The sequence below is a fragment of the Burkholderia mycopellens genome (genome assembly GCF_964265025.1).
Lineage (GTDB): Bacteria > Pseudomonadota > Gammaproteobacteria > Burkholderiales > Burkholderiaceae > Burkholderia.
Genome location: NZ_OZ183802.1, coordinates 1,293,551 through 1,314,313, shown reverse-complemented (window position 1 = coordinate 1,314,313; position 20,763 = coordinate 1,293,551). Strand labels below are relative to the sequence as shown.

Genomic DNA, 20,763 nt, shown 5'->3' with positions numbered 1-20,763 from the left:
TGAACCGCTGCGACGATCGGCTATCGTGAGTCCATGCCCACCGCGGGGCCCTGCACGGGGACACACCATGAACGTCCAGCTCAACCATACGATCGTCTGGTGCCGCGACAAGCGCGCGTCGAGCCGCTTCCTCACCGAGCTTCTGGAATTGCCGCCGCCGACGCCGTTCGGCGCGATGCTGGTCGTCCCGCTCGGCAACGGCGTGTCGCTCGATTTTCATGAACAGCCGGGAGAGATCGCGTCGCAGCATTACGCGTTCCTGCTCGACGAAGCAGGCTTCGATCGCGTGCTCGCGCGGATTCGCGAGCGCGGGCTGCCGCACTGGGCCGATCCGGCGAAGCGGCAACCCGATGACATCTACCGCCACAACGGCGGCCGCGGCGTGTACTTCGACGATCCGGACGGCCACTTCCTCGAAGTGATGACGCAGCCTTATGGGCTGAACGGCTAGTTCGGCCGCGGGCCCGCATTGCGCCGGCCGCCATTGCGGGTGCGGAGCCCGCCCGGGTGTCGGCCTGTTGCGGACGACACCCGAGGCCGGCGGCCTTTGCTCGGCCTTTGCTCGGCCGTTACCCGACCATTACTCGGCCGCTGCCGCTGTCTTGCGCGGGCGCCGCGCGCGAGGCGCCGCCGCCTTGCGGGCCGGTTTCTTCGGTTTGGCTTCGGCGGGCGCCTCGGCCGGCGCGGCAGCGACCTCGCCGCCGGGATCGCCGACCACCGGCTCGGCGTGCATCACCGCAACGTGCCGCTCGTCGCGCTGCTCCACGTCGCGATGCGGATCGTCCGCCTGCTTGCCATGCGCGTGCTTGTCGCCTTCGTGCTTCGCCGCGCCATGCCCGGCGTCGTCCGGCTTCCCGGCCGCCTGGCGGCCGGCGCTCTTCGCGGCAGCGCCCTTCTTCGCGGCGGTCTTCTTCGCCGTGCTCTTGCGTGCACGCTTGCGGCCATCCTTCGCGTCGCCGTGCACCTCGGCCACTTCCAGCGCCTCGACCACGTCGGTCGTCGCCGCCTCTTCCGCGTCGACCTGCGCGGGTTCATGCACGACTGCCTCCGCCCGCTGCTCGCGACGTCGCGGCTCGCGCCCGGGCCGCGCCGGCTCCGCCGCGCGCGCCCCGTGGTGCGTGCCGTGGTGCGGGGCGCCGCCGTCACCGGCCGGCGCAGCGTGCTCCGCGGCCGCCTGCTGGCGGGCCCGCGACACGAACGCGCCCGACTTGTCGTCGCGCCCCACTTCGAGCAGGCCGCGCGCCTGCGCTTCTTCGAGCAGGTTGCCGAACGCGCGGAACCCGTAGTACGACTCGTTGAAATCCGGCTTGCGGCGCTTGATCGCACTCTTGAGCACCGACGCCCAGATCTTGCCGACGTCGTCGCGCTCCGACGCGAGCGCGTCGAACGTCTCGACCGCCAGCGCGATTGCCTGGGCCTTGCGCGCGTCCATCTCGTGCTTGCGCGACGGCTCGTCGGGCCGCTTCACGCCGCTGCTGCCCGTGCGCTGCTGTTCGCGCTTCGCGAGCGCGCGCTGCTGCTCGCGCACCAGATCGTCGTAGAAGATGAATTCGTCGCAGTTCGCGACCAGCAGGTCCGACGTCGAATTCTTCACGCCGACCCCGATCACCTTCTTCGCGTTCTCGCGCAGCTTCGACACGAGCGGCGAGAAATCCGAATCACCGCTGATGATCACGAACGTATCGACGTGCGACTTCGTGTAGCAGAGGTCGAGCGCGTCCACGACGAGCCGGATGTCGGCCGAATTCTTGCCCGACTGGCGCACGTGCGGAATCTCGATCAGCTCGAAGCTCGCCTCGTGCATCGATGCCTTGAAGCCCTTGTAGCGATCCCAGTCGCAATAGGCCTTCTTCACGACGATGCTGCCCTTCAGCAGCAAGCGCTCCAGCACGGGCTGGATGTCGAATTTCTCGTACTTCGCGTCACGCACGCCGAGCGCGACGTTCTCGAAGTCGCAGAACACGGCCATGCTGACGTTGTCCAGGGGTAATGCCATGTGTACTCCAACCGGTGGGCCGATGCGTTGTATGACGTATCGGCGAAAAATGCATCGCGCACATGATAGCTGGTCGGCGCGTCATTCCCGCATCGGTGTGAATGCATGGCGGCCGGAATGCCGGTGTCGGCCGCGCCGCAGCGGAGTGTGCCCGCGTCGGGCAGCCCCCGGCGGGCACGCGCGGTCGGTACGCCCCTTAATACACACCCGCCACGGCGGCGAATCGACATTACACTTGAGTTATCGGTCGTCCGTCCCTATCTGGAAGGATGACGCATCGAGCAAGGAGCGGTTTCATGACGACGAAGGTACTGCTGATTGGCGCGACCGGTAGAACGGGCCAGGCCTGCGCGGATCTGCTGCTCAAGCAGCCGGAGTTCGAGGTCACGGCGCTCGTGCGCCGGCACGGCTATGCGCTGGCGGGCGCGCGGGTGGTCGAGGCCGATCTGACGAACGATTTCTCGCACGCATTCCAGGGCATCTCGCACGTGATCTACGCGGCCGGTTCGGCCGAATCGGAAGGCGCGGCCGAAGAGGAGCAGGTCGACCGCGACGCGGTCGCCCGCGCGGCCGAATACGCGCTGGCTTACAACGCGCAGAAGCTCGTGGTGATCAGCTCGCTGTCCGCGTACCGGCCCGAACTCGGCCCAGACGCGCTGCGCCACTATTCGCAGATGAAGCGCGAAGGCGACGAGCGCGTGATCGCGTCGGGCGTCGACTACGTGATCCTGCGCCCCGGCCCGCTCGCGGACGGCCCGGGCGTCGGCAAGATCGCGCTGACCGACGCGTGGTTCGAAGGCGCCCCGCCCGTGTCGCGCCAGGATGTGGCCTGGGCCGCGATCGAGGCGATCAAGCTCGGTATCTCGCGCAAGATCGTCGGCTTCGTCGGCGGCAGCGTGCCGATCGAGCAGGCATTGCGCGCCTAGCGGCCTCGCCCGCGCCGCCGCGCGGCGGCGCGGGGATCCGCACCGGCGGCCCGCACGACGGGCCGCTTGGGCGCGCGGGCCGCCCGCTTACTGCTTCGGATGCGCGTCGGCCCACGCCTTCACGGCGGCGAGCGTGTTCTCGACGTGCTTGTCGGGCGACATGCTCGTGTATTCGTAGAGAATCTTCCCTTCCGGCGAAATCACGTAGGACACGCGGTTCGCCCGGTCGATCGCCGGCAGCTTCGCGTCGTATTCCCGGATGATCTTCGCGTCCGGATCGGCCGCGACCGGGAACTTGCTCCGGCACTCGCTCACCGAGAACTTCGTCAGCGTGTCGATCTTGTCGGCCGATACGCCGATCACGGTCGCGCCGTAAGCCTTGTAGCGATCCACTGCGTCCGCGAACGCGTGCGCCTCGATCGTGCAGCCCTTCGTGAACGCGGCCGGGTAGAAATACAGCACGACCGGCCCCTGCTTCAGCGCGTCCGCGAGCGAGTACGTGTAAGTCTTGCCGCCCAGCGACGCCTGCGTCGTGAAATCGGGCGCCGCGGCACCCGGCTTCAATTCCGCCTGCGCCACCAGCGCATGGCCGGCCACCAGCGCCGCCACGGCGGCGCCCAGCAACAGTTTTCGCTTCATCTGCGTCCTCATTTCTTATAAAGTCAGCCTCAAAGTAGACCTCGCCGGCGTTCGGCTGTCGAACACCCGCGTGACCGATCCGGTCCAGCGGCCATGCCATCCGCGGCCGGTCCGTTAAAGATTCCGCACAGTCTGCCGTTATTCCTTCCGGACAACCGGTTCCAGCCCTTCACGTCAGCGAGAAACATGGAAGCCAACAGGAAACAGACGTCACGCAAGGGCTCCTGGCGCAGCGCCTTGCATACGCTGCGCCGCTTCGCCTGGTCGGGCGGCGCGCTGATGCCCGCGCGCGCCGGCGCGCCGCGACGCGACGACTCCGTGCGCGACTGGCTGGAACAGACGGTCGGCACGGTGGATTTCCTCGCCCATGTCGACCGCGAACTGCGCTTTCTGTACGTATCCGACGCGAGCCTGCGCTTCATCGGCTACCACCGCGACTACCTGCACACGCTGACGCTGCGCGACCTGATCGCCGAACAGGATACCGCGGCGCTCGAAGGCCTGCTTGCGCGCGCCGCGCGTTCGGGCCAGGTCGAGAAGGCGACGATGTGCATCGTCAAGTCGCTCACCTACCCGCTGGACGTCGAGATCCGCGCGTTCAAGAGCCGCCACCACGGCGTCGACGGGTTCGCGATCGCGGCGTTCGACGTGTCGTCGTGGCGTGCGCTCGAGGCGCGCCTGACTTACGAAATGCACCACGACCCGATGACGGGGCTCGGCAACCTGTCCGCGCTCGTGCCCGCACTGATGCGCGCGCAGCAGACCGCAGACGGGGACGGCACCTGTGCGGCGCTGCTGCTGCTCGACCTCGACGACTACCAGCGGATCAACCGTGCGCTCGGCTACGACGCGGGCGACACGCTGCTGCGCGAGACCGCGCAGCGGCTGAAGGCGCTCGTCACGCCGAACGAGCAGCTCGCGCGCGTCGCGAGCGACAAGTTCGCGGTCGTGCTCGGCGCACCGGACCGCACGCAGGCGAGCAACGCGGCGGACGCACTCGCACGCCGGCTGCAGGCCGCGGTGCGCGAGCCCTACGTGTACCAGGGGCAGACCGTGCACCTGTCCGCGAGCATCGGCATCGCGCTCTACCCTGACGAGCGCTCGGCGCCCCATCGCGCGCAGCACCACAGCCCGCTGCTGCGCCGCGCCGACCACGCGCTCGCACAGGCGAAGGCGTCGGGCGGCAATGCGCTCGCATTCCACGCGCCCGTCGACGATCCGGCCGACGCCGAACGGCTGAAGCTCGAAGCCGACCTGTACGACGGCGTGCGCAACGGCGAGTTTTCACTCCATTTCCAGCCGATCACGCGCAGCCAGTCGGGCGCGGTGGTCGGCGTCGAGGCGCTGATCCGCTGGCGCCATCCGGTGCATGGCCTCGTGCCGCCGGCGACCTTCATTCCGCTCGCCGAATCGATCGGCCTGATCAACTATCTCGGCAACTGGGTGCTCAAGGCCGCGTGCATGCAGCTCGTCGCCTGGGACCGCCAGGGGCTCGCGCTGCAGTACGTGGCGGTCAACGTGTCGCCGCAGCAGTTTCGCGACCCGCGCTTCACGCAGAGCGTGCGCGAGGCGATCGCGCTGACGGGCATCGACCCGCGCCGCATCGTGCTCGAGATCACCGAAAGCCTGTTGATGCACGATCCCGCGCAGGCAAAGGGGCTGCTCGAGGAACTGACCGATCTCGGCATCCGCTTCGCGATCGACGATTTCGGCACCGGCTATTCAAGCCTCGCGTATCTGCAACGCTTCCCGCTCGCGAAGCTGAAGATCGACCGCAGTTTCGTCGAGAACCTGCTGACCTCGCGCAACGACCGCGCGATCGTGTCGGCGGTGGTCGGCCTCGCGCAGACGCTCGATCTCGAGCTCGTCGCGGAAGGCGTCGAGACCGAGGCGCAGCGCGAATTGCTGACGGAGATGGGCTGCAACCATATCCAGGGCTGGCTCGTCTGCCAGGCACTGCCGTCCGAGGAGCTCGCGCGGCGTTTCGAGGCGCAGCAACTGCACCTGCACGCCGCCGCCTGACGCGCGCGGCGAACCGGACAGATCCGTATGTCAATCACCGAACACTTGCCCCGCACCGCATTGCTCGACAAGCTGTGGGCCCGGATGAACGAACGGGGCGATTTCCCGCTGCTGTCGGAATCGCTGCGCGCGACGATGGCCGCGATGAAGAACGACGACCTCGACTTCACCGCGCTCGTGCGCGTCGTGCTGTCGGACTTCGCGCTCACGCAGAAAGTGCTGCGGCTCGCGAACTCCGCGATGTACATGGCGTTCGGCGGCAACATCACCACCGTGACCCGCGCACTGATGGTGCTCGGCATGGACGCCGTCGGCCACCTGGTCGTCGGGCTCAAGCTCGTCGACCATTTCCACCACAGTACGCCGCGCCGCATCGACGCGAAGCTCGAACTGAACCGCGCGCTGCTGTCCGGCTGCGTCGCGCGCAAGCTCACCGAGCGCGCCGAACTGCGCGCGGGCGAGGAAGCCGTCGTCTGCACGCTGATGCGCCAAGTCGGCAAGCTGCTCGTGGTCTGCTATCTCGACAGCGAATGGGACCGGATCCGCCGCCGCGCGGCCGAGCTGAACGGCGACGAAGCGGCCGCCTGCATCGATGTGCTCGGCGTCGGCTTCGACGAGATCGGGCTCGAGGCGGCCGCGCGCTGGCGGTTGCCCGACGTGATCCGCGCGGGGATGGCCGACCACGACCACGTGGTCCACACCGACGCGTTCGGCAACGAAGAGCACGACCACGATGCGGGCCATGCGACCGATGACAGCCCGGCCGCCCGCGTGCGCTGGCTGCGCGCGATCAGCCGCTGCTCGACCGACGTCGCGGGCGCGCTCGTGATGCCCGCGAGCCCGCAGCGCGACGCGCGCATCGCGGCGCTCGCGCAGCACTATGGCGCGGAACTCGACATGGAAGCCGACGCGCTCGTCGAGATCGCCGAGCGGCTCGCGCGCGAGGAAGCGAGCGACACCGTGATGCGCGAGATCGTCGAACTGCGCGCGAACGCCGATGCGATCGCGCGTGCACAGGCCGAGCCCGAGGCATGCCTCGAAGCCGGCCTCGCGGACCTGCGTGCGCTGCCGTCCGAGCACGTGCTGACGCCGGTGCTCGCGCTCGCATCGGAAAGCCTGCTGGCCGGCCTCGCGTTCACGCGCACCGTGATGTTCGTGCGTCACGACGACGGCATCTTCGCCGCACGCCTCGGCTTCGGCCCCGGCGTCGATACGACGCTCGACCGGCTGCGCTTCGACGAGCGCTTCGAGCCGGACGTGTTTCATCTCGCGATCTCGAACTCGGTCGGCATCTTCATCGAGCAGGCGCAGGAGCCGAAGATGCGCAAGCGCCTGCCCGCGTGGTATCTCGACGCATTCGGCGACTCGCGCGCGTTCGTGCTGCTGCCCGTGCGCGTCGGCACGACGACCGTTGCGCTGCTGTACGGCGACTGGGCCGGCGCGCAGCCTGCACGCAAGATCACGCAGCAGGAGATGAGCGTGCTCAACGAACTCGCGCGCGAACTGGGCCGGTTCTTTCCGGCCTGACGCGGCCGCCGGCCGCTGCCGCGCCTATTCCTGCCGATTCCCGCCTCCCAAAAACAAACCGGCCGCATCAGCGGCCGGTTTGCTTGCATCGTGCGATCGAACACAACGCTTACTTGAGCGTCACGGGCACGCTGAAGTACTTCTTCGCGAGATTGTCGATCGTGCCGTCGGCCTTCAGCTCCTTCAGCGCCTGATCGAGCGCGGTCTTCAACGCCGCGTCGTTCTTGCGCAGGCCGAAACCGACGCCCGAGCCGAGGATCTCGGCATCGCTCACGGTACCGCCCGCGAACGCGAAGCCCTGCCCTTGCGGCTTCGTCAGGAAGCCCTTCGAACCGGCTTCCGCGTCCTGGAACGTCGCGTCGAGACGGCCCGACTTCAGGTCGGCGTAGGCCAGATCCTGCGTCTGGTACGGCACGACTTCGACACCTGCCGGCGCCCACTTCTTCTTCGCATACGCTTCCTGGATCGTGCCCTGCAGCACGCCGACGCGCTTGCCCTTCAGCGATTGCGGGGTCGGCAGCAGGCCGCTGCCCTGCTTCGCGATCAGCTGGTTCGGGATCGTGTAGATCGCATCGGTGAACGCGATCGCGTGCTTGCGCTGGTCAGTGATCGTCATGTCCGAGTTGATCGCGTCGAATTTGCGCGCCTGCAGCGCCGGGATCAGACCGTCGAAGTCGTTCTCGACCCACACGCACTTCGTCTTCAGCTTCGCGCACACCGCGTTGCCGATGTCGATGTCGAAGCCGGTCAGCTTGCCGTCGGGCGTCTTGTATTCGAACGGCGCGTACGAGGCTTCGACGCCGAAACGGATCTCTTTCAGATCCGCTGCCATCGCGCTGCCTGCCGCCACGGCCGATGCCGCCACCACCGCATGCGCGGCCACTTTACGCCAATCCAACTTCATCAGGTGTTCTCCTCGATACTCGAATGTTCCGGAACTACGGGCGCATGCATCATTGCAGGGTCGGATGACCACGGCAATGCTGCCGCCGCGCCGTGATGCGGCGCAACAGCCGCAAGGCCGCGATTGTACCAATCCGCGCGGCCCGGCATGGCAAAGCAGCCGCCGACACGTGATGCTGCGCTGCGGGCGCCGACGTCAGCCGGGCGGCCCGTCGAACTGGCAAGACGATGTCGCAAATACGCAAGCGCAACGCGCGGGCCGTGGGTGCGGCGTGCGGGCGTCATCTCAAAAATGGAACGGTTGCAGGGCGATGCGCGGGCCGCGGGTCGCCGCGGCCACGCGCAATCGGTTACCGTCAGACGAGCGTCGCGACCGTCTCGCGGGTCGTGTCGATGACGAGCAGGCCCGCGCGCAAACCCGGCTTCACCGTCGGGTTCGGGAACACGATGCGCTCCTCGTCGTGCTTCACCGTGTAGCGGTAGTCGCCGTCCTGTGCGAGCACCGTGCCGCGAGCAAACGCGGTGAAGTTCGCGACGTCGGCCGCCACGAACAGCTCGAGCGCGTCGCTCTGCTTCGTGATCTGGTCGATCACCGTGAAGACGCGCGGCAACGATGGAGGGCCGCCCCGAGCGCCAGCCTCGCGATCAGCACCCGACACGAGCTTGCGTACCGCGCGGTCGGCCGGCGCGAAGCGCGTCAGGTCGTTCTGGCCGAACGGGCGCACCTTGCCGAGTTCCAGCGTGCACGCGAGCGCGCCGCAGTGCTCGGCCGTGAAATGCGAATACGTGTTGCCCTTCGCGGTATGCAGCAGCACCGCCGCGATCTGCGCATCGCCGAGCCATTCGAACATCGTGCGCGTCGGCGGCATGCCCGTGTGCGGCAGCAGTGCGAACTGCTCGAACACCGATGCGCGAATCGCCGTGTGCATGTCGATGTGCCAGCGCGCGGCGCCGGCCGGCGCGGCCGCGAAGAACGCGGCGGCAGCGGCTTCGAGCTGCATGGCACGCGGCGCTTCGCGGCTGGCGGGCACCTGCGCGTGACGGCCGCTGAACAGGCGGTTCAGATCGTCGTCGAGATAGCGTTCGCCGGCGCGCATCGCCGGCACGTTGCCGAGCACGACGAGCAGCCGGCACGCGAGCGGCAGCGCCCCCGATGCGAGATCGCGCACAAGCATCGACAGCAGCTCGATCGGCGCCGTCTCGTCGCCGTGCACGCCGGCCGACACGAGCACGCTCGCGCGCGCCGTGCCGGCGGCCTCGGCCGCCACCGGTTCGAGCGCGAGCAGCCCGTCGCCGAGCCATTGCCAGCGCACGGCACCGGCGGCACAGGTACCGTCCGTTGCGGACGGCGCGCCACCGGTCAGCGTGAACGCGAGGAAGTCGTCGAGCAGCGCGGCGGCCATACGGGCATCAGCGCTGGAAGTCATACAGCGAACCGACGCGCAGGATCTGCGTGAGCTCGTCGAGCGCCGTGCGCGATTCGTCGAGCAGCGCCGGATCGGCGAGGTCTTCCGGTGCGAGGCGATCGCGATAGTGCCGGTCGATCCAGGTATCGAGCGACGCGAACAGCGTGTCGTTGATCCACACGTTCGACGTGACGGCCGCGCGTTCCGCGTCGTTCAGCACGACGCGCAGGCGCAGGCACGCCGGGCCACCGCCGTTCTTCATGCTCTCGCGCAGGTCGAACACGAGCACGTCGCGAATCGGGCCGTTGCCGGCCGCGAGTTCGTCGAGATAGGCCGCAACGTTCCCGTTCTCGCGGCATTCCTGCGGCACGACGAGCACCTGCGAGCCGTCCGCGCGCGACAGCAGCTGGCTGTTGAACAGATACGACGTCACCGCGTCGTTCACGCTCACGGCGGCCTCCGGCACCTCGATCACGTTCAGGCGCGCGCCGCGCGCGTCGAGCGCGGCGGTCAGCGTGTCGTAGATCGCCTGCTTGTTGACGAACGCGCGCTCGTGCGTGAACAGCGTGTCGCGGTTGCCGACCGAAATCACGTCGTTGTGGAACACACCTGCGTCGATCACGTCCGGATCCTGCTGAGCGTAGACCGTCGCTTCTTCGGCGAGCCCGTGGCGATGCGCGACCGCACGGCTCGCCTCGAACGTCTGGCGCGCCGGGAAGCGCTTCGGCTCGGGGCCGCGGCGATATTCCGCGCGACCGTACACGAAGAACTCGATGCCCGGCTTGCCGTATTCGGCGCAGAAGCGCGTATGGTTCGCCGCGCCTTCGTCGCCGAGTGCCGGCGTGCCGGTCAGCGCCTCATGCACCGCGAAGTGCGCGGGATCGGCGAACAATGTCGACAGCGTGCGGCGCGTCGCTTCGTGCTCGATCGCGCGATGCAGCTTGCTGCACAGGTTCGCCGGCGTGAAGTGCACGCGGCCATCGCTCGTATCGGCCGACGGGCTGACGGTGGCCGCGTTCGCGGTCCACATCGCCGACGCCGAGCTCGCCGCGGCGAGCAGCTCGGGCGCCTGCTTCGCGGCCTTCGCGATCACGTCCGCGTCCTTGCCCGAGAAGCCGAGCTCGCGCAAGAGGCGCAGCGACGGCCGCTCCTGCGGCGGCAGCACACCTTGCGCGAAGCCGAGATCCGCGAGCTGCTTCATCTTGCGCAGCCCCTGCTTGGCCGCGGCCTTCGGGTTCGCGGCCGACTTTTCGTTGTTGAGCGACGCCACGTTGCCGAACGACAGCCCGGCGTAGTTGTGGGTCGGGCCGACGAGCCCGTCGAAATTGGCTTCTTGTGCGTTCATCGTCGTTCCCTCGATCAGAAATGCAGGCCCGGCGACAGGCTCGCGGGCAAGGTCAGTTGCGTGCTTTCCACCGACGCCATCGGATACGCGCAATAGTCGGCCGCGTAGTACGCGCTCGGGCGATGGTTGCCCGAGCGGCCGGTGCCGCCGAACGGCGCCGCGGACGACGCACCATTGGTCGGCCGGTTCCAGTTGACGATCCCGGCGCGAATCGTGCGACGGAAGTGTTCCCACGCGTGCGCGTCGTCGGCGAGCAGGCCGGCGGACAGGCCGAACGCCGTGTCGTTCGCGCGCGCGATCGCATCGTCGAACGTCGCGTAGCGCACGATCTGCGCGAGCGGGCCGAAGTGTTCCTCGTCCGGCAGGTTCGCGACGCCCGTCACGTCGACGATCGCCGCGTTCACGAAGCCGAGGCGCGGATCGCGCTGCGTCATCGCGATGATCGGTTTCGCGCCCTGCTCGATCAGGTGCGACTGCGCGTCGACGAGCTTCGCCGCCGCACGCGCCGAGATCACCGCGCCCATGAACGGCTGCGGATCGGCGTCGAACACGTCGGCCGTGATCTTCGACGTGACGTCGGCGAAGCGCGCGAGGAAGCGATCGCCGAACGTGCCCTGCGGCACGAAGATGCGGCGCGCGCACGTGCAGCGCTGGCCGGCCGACAGGAACGCCGACTGGATCGTGTGATGCACGGCCGCGTCGATATCTTCGACTTCGCCGATCACGAGCGGGTTGTTGCCGCCCATCTCGAGCGCGAGCACGATTTCCGGACGGCCGCCGAACTGCTTGTGCAGCAGCGTGCCGGTGTCCGAGCTGCCCGTGAAGAACAACCCGTCGATCTGCCGATGGTTCGCGAGCGCGATGCCGGTATCCTTCTCGCCCTGCACGAGGTTCAGCACGCCGTCCGGCAGGCCGGCTTCCTTCCACACTTCGACCGTCGCGCGCGCGACGCCCGGTGCGAGCTCCGACGGCTTGAACACGACCGCATTGCCGGCGATCAGCGCGGGCACGATATGGCCGTTCGGCAAGTGACCGGGGAAGTTGTACGGGCCGAACACCGCGACGACGCCGTGCGGGCGGTGACGCAGCACCGCGACGCCGTCGGCCATGTCCTGGCGCTTCTCGCCGGTGCGTTCCTGGTAGGCCTGGATCGAGATGCCGACCTTCGCGGCCATCGACGCGACTTCGGTGCGCGCTTCCCACAGCGGCTTGCCCGTCTCGCGGCCGATCGCGGTCGCGATCGTTTCCTTGCGCTCGTTGAGCAGCGCGGCGAATCGCTTGACGATCGCGCAGCGCGATTCGAAGTCGAGCGCCGACCAGCCGGCGAATGCGCGGCGCGCGCTCGCGACCGCGCGGTCGACGTCGGCCGCCGACGCGCTCGCGCCCTGCCACGCGATCTCGTCGGTGCCCGGGTTGCGCGAAGCGAACACGGGGCCCGAGCCTGCGACCCAGGCGCCGTCGATGAAGAGTTCCGTCATGATTCGTTTATCCCTGTTTGACTTTGAGCGGCAGCACGCGCACCGGATCGCCGGCCTTCACGTCGAGCGCGACGGCATCGTCGGCCGACAGCACGAACGAGCCGTTCGCGACCACGCCCGGCGCGACGCCGACGCGGAAATCGGTGAGCGACGTGTTCGACACGAGCGAACGTGGTGCGTCGCCGCCTGCATCCGGCACGCCGATCGCGACCGGCACGACGACGCTCTCGCGCACCGTGCGCAGGTCGTTGACGTGGCATTCGAGCACGGGGCCCGCGTCGAAGATGTCGACGTGATTCTGGTAGCGCAGCCCTTCCGCTTCGAGCATCTTGCGGGCCGGCAGCGTGTCGCGGTGCGTGAGACCGACCGCATCCTGCGCGTCCTGCGGCAGCAGGTCGACGTACACCGGGTAGCGCGGCATCAGTTCCGCGAGGAACGACTTGCGGCCGTGCGAACTGAGATAGTCGGCCGCGTTGAAATCGATCTGGTAGAAGTGCGAACCGACCGCGCGCCAGAACGGCGACGTGCCGTCTTCGTCGAAGTGGCCGCGCAATTCCGCGCAGATGCGCTCCGGAAAGCGTTCGCGGAACTGCGCGATGAACATGAAGCGCGAGCGCGACAGCAGGCCGCCCACGCCGCCCGTGCGATAACGCGGGCTCAGGAACAGCGAGCACACTTCCGCATAGCCCGTCAGGTCGTGCGAGATGTTCAGCGCGGACATCCGCGTCCACACGCCGAGTTCCTGGCTCGCGTGCACGACCGTGCTCACGCGGTAGTTGTAGAACGGTTGTTCGAGGCCGACCTGCGATTCGATCCCGCACACGCCTGCAATGTCGCCCGTCTTCGATTCTTCCATCACGAAGAAGTAGCCGGCTTCGCCGGGCGCCGCCTCGCCCGCGAGCGTGCGGCGCGTGCGCTCGATGCGCGCGGCGAGCGCGTCGCGGTCGGGCTTGAACGTGGTCAGGCCCGGCCCGGTTTCCTTCGCGAGCGACACGAGCGCGTCGACGTCGCCCGTTTGTACGACCCGAACGACGATCATGCTGCGTCTCCCTTCAAATCTTCATCGTCGCGACGATGCAGCGGCACGCAGCGCACGACATCGCCATCCTTCACATCGAGCGCCGCGCGCACGTCGCCGGCCAGCGGCGCGTCACCCGCATCGCCCGGCAGGTCGGCCAGCACACAGCGGAACGATTCGCCGCTGCCCGTCGACACCATGTATGCGACATCGCCCTGCTGGTGCGCGGCCTCGCGCACGATGCGCTCGGCGCCGTGCTTCACGCACGCGGTGCGATCGACCTGCGCGGTCAGCACCGGGCCCGCGTCGAAGATGTCGACGAAGCGGTCGGGCTCGAAGCCTTCCTCGAGATGGATGTCGTACGCGAGCAGCGCCGATTCGTTCGGCTCGCCGAGCACGCGCTGCGCGGCTTCCGGCAGCAGCGGCACGTAGAGCGGATAGGCCGGCATCACTTCCGCGATGAAGGTACGACTGCGGCCGCCCGACGCGATGTCGACGTCGGTGAAGTTGCGGCCGAAGAACTTGCGGCCCACCGCTTCCCAGAACGGCGATGCGCCGTTGCCGTCGCTCACGCCGAGCAGCAGCGTGAACACTTCCGGCGTGAAGCGGCGGCGGTTCGCGGCGATGTACATCATCCGCGCACGCGAGATCAGGTGCGCGGCCGCGTCGCCGCGCAGCGACGGATCAACGTAGAAGCCCGCCAGCCGGCTCTTGCCGGTCAGCTCGTGCGACATCGTGAGCGCGTGGATCTTGCGGTTCACGTGCAGCTCGCGCGACGCGTGGATCAGTGCGTCGTTTCGGAATGCGTAGAACGGTTCCGAATAGCCGGCCGCGGCCACGATGCTCGCCGTGCCGAGCAGCTTGCCGGTCGACGAATCCTCGAGCACGAAGAGGTAGAACTCCTCGCCGGCGAAGTCGACGTCCGCGCGAAACGAATCCTCGGAGAGCGCCACGCGCGCCTCGAGCGCCGCGCGGTCGTGCGGCAGCGAGTGCAGGACCGGCTGCGCGGTGCGCGCCATGTGCGCGAGCGCATCGAGATCCGTGAGTTTGCCGGGGCGAACAAATAGCATCGTCGTTCCTGTCTGCGATGGGTGCGCCGATCAGCGCGCGGTGGCTTCCTGGGCGGCGAGCACTTGTTCGACTGCCTTTTCGAAGCGCTTCATGCCTTCGTCGAGCAGGTCGAACGGGATCACCAGCGACGGGACGAAGCGCAGCACGTTCGGGCCGGCGATCAGCATGATCAGGCCGTTCTCTGCTGCTGCGGTGACGAAGTCCTTCGCGCGGCCGTCGAACGCGGCGGTGAGTTCCGCGCCGACGAGCAGGCCCTTGCCGCGCACGTCCTTGAAGATACCGAAGCGCGCGTTGATGCGCTCGAGCGCGCCCTTCAGGCGCACGCTGCGTTCGCGCACGCCTTCGAGCAGTGCCGGGTCGCCGATCAGTTCAACGACCTTGTCGGCGATTGCCGATGCGAGCGGGTTGCCGCCGTACGTCGTGCCGTGCACGCCGACCTTGAAGTGCGCGGCCAGTTCGTTCGTCGTCAGCATCGCGCCGATCGGGAAGCCGTTGCCGAGCGCCTTCGCGGTCGTCAGGATGTCCGGCGTGACGCCGGTATCCATGTAAGCGTAGAACTGGCCCGTGCGGCCGACGCCCGTTTGCACTTCGTCGAAGATCAGCAGTGCGTCGTTGGCGTCGCAGGCTTCGCGCAACGCCTTCAGGAAGGCCGGATCGGCCGGGATCACGCCACCTTCGCCTTGCACGGGCTCGACGATCACCGCGCAGGTTTGCGGGCCGATCGCGGCCTTGGCGGCTTCGATGTCGTTGTATGGGAGGTGCGTGATGCCGGCCGGCACGGGGCCGAAGCCTTCCGAGTACTTCGGCTGGCCGCCGACGCTGACCGTGAAGAACGTGCGGCCGTGGAACGACTGCACGAACGAGATGATTTCGGCTTTATCGGCGCCGTGGCGATCGAATGCGACTCGGCGAGCGAGCTTCAGTGCGGCTTCGTTCGCTTCCGCGCCCGAGTTCGCGAAGAATGCGCGGTCGGCGAAGGTCAGCGATTCGAGGCGCTTTGCGAGGCGCAGCACCGGCTCGTTCGTGTAGCCATTGCCGATGTGCCAGAGCTTGCGGCTTTGTTCGTCCAGGACTTTCAGCAGTTCCGGGTGGCCGTGGCCGAGCGACGTCACGGCGATACCGCACGCGAAATCGATGTATTCGCGGCCGGCCGTGTCCCACACGCGGGAGCCCTCTGCGCGATCCGGCACGAACGGCGCGGGGGAAAATACCGGCACCATCACTTCATCGAATGTCTGGCGGGTCACGGTCGAGGTCGTCATGGTCGTTCCTTTCGGTTTCGTAAGAGGGTTCAACAGGATCAAGTTTAGGTAAGGGTGACGCAAGCGTCTTGCGGAATTGCGACGGGTTCTATCGGAAGCGGATAGTTCGCTTTATTTTGCCCTCCCGGCGGGGGGCTTCGTGTTTTCGTGTCTCGTTTTTTTGGGGGTTTTGGGTGGTTTGCTTGCCGTTTGGCGTGAAGCACCTGGGATCGTGAAGCACCTGTGATCGTATCGGTCTATTAGTGTCGCCCCTGCGCGGGGCGGCGGTTACTTTTCTTTGTCTTGCCAAAGAAAAGTAACCAAAAGAAAGGCGCTGTGAAAACGCATGACTTCCCGGTGCCATGGTCATCGGAGTGGCCCTCGCCTAAGTGTCCGCGCCAGTCAGGAAAACGGAGTGGTTCGAGCAATGGTTCTGACGCCACTCACCACCCAACAGAGCGGTATACCGCCCGCAAGCTCCGCCCTCGCTTCGCTCGGCCGACAGGTACACACCCCCTCTAGCAGCACAATCGGAATATCACCCAAAACCCGATACGTACGCGGTCCTCACCTCTCGCTGCAGAAAAAGAGGGACATACTCACCAACACGAAAACACTCGCCCTCATAGCGCCGTTGAGCAGCGATAACAGGCAACCGGCCCGGTCGTCAGAGGGGCGTGATTGGTCAGAGTATCGGACCCGACGTGCTGCGCGGGCGGAAGCACATGAGTGCCAACCACGCGACTTGAAGCACCTTGCAACCGAGCGAAGCGAGGATGGAGCTTGCGGGCGGTATACCGCTCTGTTGGGTGGTGAGTGGCGTCAGAACCATTGCTCGAACCACTCCGTTTTCCTGACTGGCGCGGACACTTAGGCGAGGGCCACTCCGATGACCATGGCACCGGGAAGTCATGCGTTTTCACAGCGCCTTTCTTTTGGTTACTTTTCTTTGGCAAGACAAAGAAAAGTAACCGCCGCCCCGCGCAGGGGCGACACTAATAGACCGATACGATCACAGGTGCTTCACGAAAACCGCAAGCAAACCACGAAACCACGAATCAATCCTTCCCCTCCCGCTCAACCAACGCGCCCCCGCGAGGCTCCCCCCCGGTTTGCTTTTCGAGCCACGCTCGCCGATCTTCCCGAGGCGTAACACCGAACCTCTCCCGATAGGCATTGGAAAAATGCGCAGCAGAAGAAAACCCACAGGCGAGGCTGACTTGAACGACCGATTTGCTCGTGCGCTGCAACTGGGTCCGAGCCTTGAGCAACCGAAGATTGAGGTAATACTTCGAGGGCATCGCCCCAAGATACTGCCGAAACAACCGCTCTAACTGTCGGCGCGAAACGCCGACCAATTCGGCGATCTCATCGGTCGTCAGAGGATCCTCGACATTGGCTTCCATGAGCAGCAACGCATCGTTCAACCGCGGATGCCGCTCGCCGGGCGCGGTCACGAAAGGAATCCGCTGACGTTCCTCGCCACTGCGCAAGGTCCCGGCGCCCAGCGCATCGGCAATCCGCTCGCCCAGATCGGGCCCATGCTCCCGGCCAATCATGGCCAGCATGAAATCCACGGTAGCCTGCCCACCCGCGCACGTCGCGCGATCCCGATCGATCTCGAAGATCTGCTGCGTGACGATCGAGCGCTCGAACTGCTCGGCGAACTGCTGATACGTTTCCCAGTTCACGCTCACGCGATACCCGGAAAGCTGCCCGGCCATCGCCAGCCACCACACGCCATGATGAATGCCGGTCACGACCGGCGTGCGCTGCCCGACCCGCGCGAGACTCGCGAGAAACAGCCGGTAATCGGCGAACTGCTGGAACCGCTCGGACACGACGATCAGCCAGTCGCACGCGATCGCATCGTTGAACGCCGCATCGGCATGCCATTGCGCGCCGCCCGCGAGCGTCACGGGCCGCCCGTCCCACGAACACACCTGCCAGCGATACAGCAGCCGCCCGTCGATCTCGTTCGCGAGGTTCAACGCATCGACGATCGGACCCACGCCCGACATCGACACGGGCGGCAATGCAACGATCGCCACCTGCGTCGTGCGGGTGGCGCCTGCGGGACGAGACACCGGTACCACGGTTGAAACCTGCCCTGTCGCGTTACTTGAGACTGCCCGACAGGAACTGCTTGAGCCGCTCGCTCTGCGGGCGTACCAGCACTTCCTTCGGATCGCCCTCTTCCTCGGTCCGCCCCTGATGCAGGAACATCACGTGATTCGACACGTTGCGCGCGAAACCCATCTCGTGCGTGACGACGATCATCGTGCGGCCTTCCTCGGCGAGCTTCTGCATCACCTTCAGCACTTCGCCCACCAGCTCCGGGTCGAGCGCCGACGTCGGCTCGTCGAACAGCATCACGTCCGGATGCATCGCCAGCGCGCGTGCAATCGCCACGCGCTGCTGCTGACCGCCCGACAGGTGCGACGGATACTGCTTCTCGACGCGCGGCGCGAGGCCGACTTTCTCGAGATACGCGCGTGCACGCTCCTCGGCTTCCTTCTTCGAAATGCCGAGCACGTGCACCGGCGCTTCCATCACGTTCTCGAGCACGTTCATGTGCGCCCACAGATTGAAGTGCTGGAACACCATCGCGAGCTTCGTGCGAATCCGCTGCAGTTGCTTGTGATCGGCGACTTCGAGCGCCCCGGCGCGGTCGGTCTTCGTGCGCACGGTCTCGCCGTCGACGACGATCTGCCCCGCATTCGGCCGTTCGAGAAAATTGATGCAGCGCAGGAACGTGCTCTTGCCCGAGCCGCTCGCGCCGATGATGCTGATGACGTCACCGGCCTTCGCGTTCAGCGATACGCCCTTGAGCACTTCGTTGTCACCGTAGCGCTTGTGAATGTCGATCGCGGCAAGCTTGACGGAAGCGGCAGCGCTCGTTTGAGTGATCTCGGCCAACTGGCTCTCCTCGAAGTGATTCAATGACGGGCGGCCGCGAGATACGCAAGCCAGTGGCGCTCCGCGCGGCGAAACGCCGCGACGAGTGCGAAAGATACCGCAAGATAGATCAGCGCGGCGATTCCGAACGACTGGAACGCCATGTAGGTCGCGGAATTCGCGTCGCGCGCGACCTTCAGGATGTCCGGTACGGTCGCCGTGAACGCAACGGTCGTCGCGTGCAGCATCAGGATCACTTCGTTGCTGTACAGCGGCAGCGCGCGGCGCAGCGCCGACGGCAGGATCACGCGGCGGTACATCGTGAACGGCGACATCCCGTATGCGCGCGCGGCCTCGACCTCGCCGTGCGGAATCGCGCGGATCGCCCCCGCGAAGATCTCGGTGGTGTACGCACAGGTGTTCAGCGCGAACGCGAGAATCGCGCAGTTGAAGCCGCTGCGGAAGAACGCATCGAGCAGCGAATGCGAACGCACGAACTCGAGGCTGTACATGCCCGTGTACAGCAGCAGCAACTGCACGTAGAGCGGCGTGCCGCGGAATACGTACGTGTAGAACCGCACCGGCGTCGACACCCACTTGTTCCTCGACACGCGCGCAACCGCGAGCGGCACCGCGCACACGAAGCCGAGCGAAATCGACGCGACGAGCAGCCACAGCGTCACCGCGAGGCCGGAGAGGCGCTGGCCGTCCCAGTAAAGGAACGCCTGGCCGAATTCCTGAAGGATCTCGATCATAGTTCTGCGTGCCGCACGCCCATGGAATATCGCTTCTCGAGCTGGATCAGCACGAGGTTGGAAACGGTCGTGATCGCGAGATAGATCAGCGCCGCGACGAGGATGAAGAAGAACATGTTGAACGTGCTCTTGCCGGCGTCCTGCGCGGCCTTCACGACGTCCGCCAGGCCGATGATCGACACCAGCGCGGTGGCCTTCACGAGCACCTGCCAGTTGTTCCCGATCCCGGGCAATGCAAAGCGCATCATCTGCGGAAACATGATCCGCGCGAACACGCGCGCGCCGCTCATCCCGTAAGCCGCACCGGCTTCGAGCTGGCCGCGCGGCACCGACAGGAACGCGCCGCGGAACGTCTCGGTGAAGTACGCACCGTAGATGAAGCCGAGCGTCAGCACGCCGGCCACGAACGGGTCGATGTCGATCTGGTCCCAGCCGACGAAGTCGGTGAACTGGTTCAGCCAGATCTGGATGCTGTAGAACAACAGCAGCATCAGGACGAGATCGGGCACCGAGCGGATCAGCGTCGTATAACCGGTCGCGATCGCTCGCAGCACCCGGTTGTGCGACAGCTTCGCCACCGCGCCGATCAGCCCCAGCGCCACCGCAGTGGCGAGCGACAGCACCGACAGCTCGATGGTCTGCACGGTGCCGGCCCAGAGGACGGGACCAAAGCCGTAAAGGAACACGCGCGTCTCCAGAGTTGGAATGGATGCCGACGCGTATGCCTGTCCCGCGCCGGGCTGACGCGGATAGTCGCAAGCGAAATTGATTGTCTCAAATCACCTTGCATGCGATTGCTGCGTCGCAGCAATCCGCCCCACCATTTACAACTCCGGCCTACAACCCTGTTTCAAAAGGAAAAAAGCCGCTCCCTGACAACCGGATAACGGGCAGGGAAGCGGACTTTTTGCAATTTTCCGGTCGCTTTTTCGATATAGCGCCGAAGCGGGCTGCGGCTGCGGTTATCGCCCCTTCAGGATGTCGGAGCGCGAAGTCGTATAGACAAGCCCGTCCGGACCGAAATGGACGTTGAAGAATGCGTCGGTGTTGACGCCGTCCTCGAGCCAGCGCCAGCTCCAGACCGTCTCGGGCTTGAGCGGATACTGCGCGATGTCGCCCGGCTTGCCGAGCAGGCGCCGCACTTCGTCCTCGTTCATCCCCGGGCGCACCTTCGCGAAATTCTCGGCGGTCAGCACCTGCGTCGCGCCCGTATAGCGGCCGTTCGCATCGAGATCGACGAACCACGTCTGGTTGCCCATCGGGCCGCGCGGGTATTCGAGACGCTTCGAGCCGTCGGTGAAGTCACGCTCGGTCTCGGGCTTGCCCATCGTGCCGCGCACGTCGGCCTCGGTCGATTCGCCGACCTTCAGCCCCTTCAGCAGCAGCGGCGCGGGCTTGATCGCGTTGAAGAAGTCCCTGATACGTTGCACGTCGAGGTTGCCTTGCTTGTCGTCGCAGCCGGTCAGCGCCAGCGCGGCGGCCAGCATCGTGACGGGAAGCAGCCGGAAACGGAAATTCATCGGAAGAAATGCGCGTCG

18 protein-coding genes are annotated in these 20,763 nt (G+C 66.6%); 4 read left to right on the top strand and 14 right to left on the bottom strand.

Annotated features, from left to right (window positions below; translation table 11 throughout):
- Positions 1–67 precede the first annotated feature (67 nt).
- Entirely contained in the window at positions 68–451 is a 384-nt protein-coding gene (locus ACPTTC_RS06210; protein WP_175951780.1) for a VOC family protein, read from the top strand.
- 129 nt (positions 452–580) lie between these two features.
- Here the strand turns inward: ACPTTC_RS06210 and ACPTTC_RS06205 are convergent, their stop codons facing one another.
- Positions 581–1,996, bottom strand: coding sequence for an NYN domain-containing protein (locus ACPTTC_RS06205; RefSeq protein WP_423391864.1), 1,416 nt, complete (start codon positions 1,994–1,996; stop codon positions 581–583).
- Positions 1,997–2,292: 296 nt separating this feature from the next.
- Between ACPTTC_RS06205 and ACPTTC_RS06200 the strand changes: the two genes are divergently transcribed.
- Positions 2,293–2,922: an NAD(P)H-binding protein gene (locus tag ACPTTC_RS06200; RefSeq protein ID WP_175967375.1), complete on the top strand. Its 630-nt coding sequence runs from the start codon at positions 2,293–2,295 to the stop codon at positions 2,920–2,922.
- An 87-nt stretch (positions 2,923–3,009) separates the two neighbouring features.
- On the opposite strand, the gene ACPTTC_RS06195 is transcribed toward ACPTTC_RS06200, so the two are convergent.
- The gene (locus ACPTTC_RS06195) at positions 3,010–3,561 is read right to left on the bottom strand and encodes a peroxiredoxin (RefSeq protein ID WP_175951777.1); all 552 of its coding nucleotides are present in this window, start codon (positions 3,559–3,561) and stop codon (positions 3,010–3,012) included.
- Positions 3,562–3,840: 279 nt separating this feature from the next.
- On the opposite strand from ACPTTC_RS06195, the gene cdpA reads away from it, so the two are divergent.
- Both cdpA and ACPTTC_RS06185 read left to right on the top strand, forming a co-directional pair.
- A complete protein-coding gene (gene cdpA / locus ACPTTC_RS06190; protein ID WP_226198146.1) occupies positions 3,841–5,583 on the top strand; it encodes a cyclic di-GMP phosphodiesterase CdpA in 1,743 nt (580 codons plus the stop codon).
- A 27-nt stretch (positions 5,584–5,610) separates the two neighbouring features.
- A complete protein-coding gene (locus ACPTTC_RS06185) occupies positions 5,611–7,110 on the top strand; it encodes an HDOD domain-containing protein (protein WP_423391863.1) in 1,500 nt (499 codons plus the stop codon).
- A gap of 109 nt (positions 7,111–7,219) precedes the next feature.
- On the opposite strand, the gene ACPTTC_RS06180 is transcribed toward ACPTTC_RS06185, so the two are convergent.
- The 12 genes from ACPTTC_RS06180 to ACPTTC_RS06125 form a co-directional block, all read right to left on the bottom strand.
- Entirely contained in the window at positions 7,220–8,014 is a 795-nt protein-coding gene (locus ACPTTC_RS06180; RefSeq protein WP_043182082.1) for an ABC transporter substrate-binding protein, read from the bottom strand.
- 355 nt (positions 8,015–8,369) lie between these two features.
- Positions 8,370–9,440, bottom strand: a complete 1,071-nt coding sequence (astE, locus tag ACPTTC_RS06175; RefSeq protein WP_423391862.1) for a succinylglutamate desuccinylase — start codon at positions 9,438–9,440, stop codon at positions 8,370–8,372.
- Entirely contained in the window at positions 9,424–10,764 is a 1,341-nt protein-coding gene (gene astB, locus ACPTTC_RS06170; RefSeq protein ID WP_226197866.1) for an N-succinylarginine dihydrolase, read from the bottom strand. The genes astE and astB overlap by 17 nt, the downstream gene beginning before the upstream one ends.
- A gap of 14 nt (positions 10,765–10,778) precedes the next feature.
- Positions 10,779–12,242: a succinylglutamate-semialdehyde dehydrogenase gene (gene astD / locus ACPTTC_RS06165; RefSeq protein WP_423391861.1), complete on the bottom strand. Its 1,464-nt coding sequence runs from the start codon at positions 12,240–12,242 to the stop codon at positions 10,779–10,781.
- Positions 12,243–12,249: 7 nt separating this feature from the next.
- Positions 12,250–13,281 (bottom strand): arginine N-succinyltransferase, encoded by a 1,032-nt coding sequence (gene astA / locus ACPTTC_RS06160; protein ID WP_175967359.1) that lies wholly within the window; start codon positions 13,279–13,281, stop codon positions 12,250–12,252.
- On the bottom strand, positions 13,278–14,330 hold the full coding sequence (gene aruF, locus ACPTTC_RS06155) for an arginine/ornithine succinyltransferase subunit alpha (RefSeq protein WP_423391860.1): 1,053 nt from the start codon (positions 14,328–14,330) through the stop codon (positions 13,278–13,280). The genes astA and aruF overlap by 4 nt, the downstream gene beginning before the upstream one ends.
- Before the next feature lie 30 nt (positions 14,331–14,360).
- Complete coding sequence (locus ACPTTC_RS06150) at positions 14,361–15,593, bottom strand: aspartate aminotransferase family protein (RefSeq protein ID WP_423391859.1); 1,233 nt, start codon at positions 15,591–15,593, stop codon at positions 14,361–14,363.
- 1,037 nt (positions 15,594–16,630) lie between these two features.
- On the bottom strand, positions 16,631–17,668 hold the full coding sequence (locus ACPTTC_RS06145; protein WP_423391858.1) for a GlxA family transcriptional regulator: 1,038 nt from the start codon (positions 17,666–17,668) through the stop codon (positions 16,631–16,633).
- 22 nt (positions 17,669–17,690) lie between these two features.
- Entirely contained in the window at positions 17,691–18,491 is an 801-nt protein-coding gene (locus ACPTTC_RS06140) for an ABC transporter ATP-binding protein (RefSeq protein ID WP_175951767.1), read from the bottom strand.
- A gap of 20 nt (positions 18,492–18,511) precedes the next feature.
- Positions 18,512–19,225 carry an ABC transporter permease gene (locus ACPTTC_RS06135; RefSeq protein ID WP_043182061.1) on the bottom strand — a complete coding sequence of 238 codons (714 nt, stop codon included), beginning with the start codon at positions 19,223–19,225 and terminating at the stop codon, positions 18,512–18,514.
- On the bottom strand, positions 19,222–19,911 hold the full coding sequence (locus ACPTTC_RS06130) for an ABC transporter permease (protein ID WP_043182060.1): 690 nt from the start codon (positions 19,909–19,911) through the stop codon (positions 19,222–19,224). Before ACPTTC_RS06130 ends, ACPTTC_RS06135 begins: the two co-directional genes overlap by 4 nt.
- A 276-nt stretch (positions 19,912–20,187) precedes the next feature.
- Positions 20,188–20,745 carry a lipoprotein gene (locus tag ACPTTC_RS06125; RefSeq protein WP_043182057.1) on the bottom strand — a complete coding sequence of 186 codons (558 nt, stop codon included), beginning with the start codon at positions 20,743–20,745 and terminating at the stop codon, positions 20,188–20,190.
- Positions 20,746–20,763 lie beyond the last annotated feature (18 nt).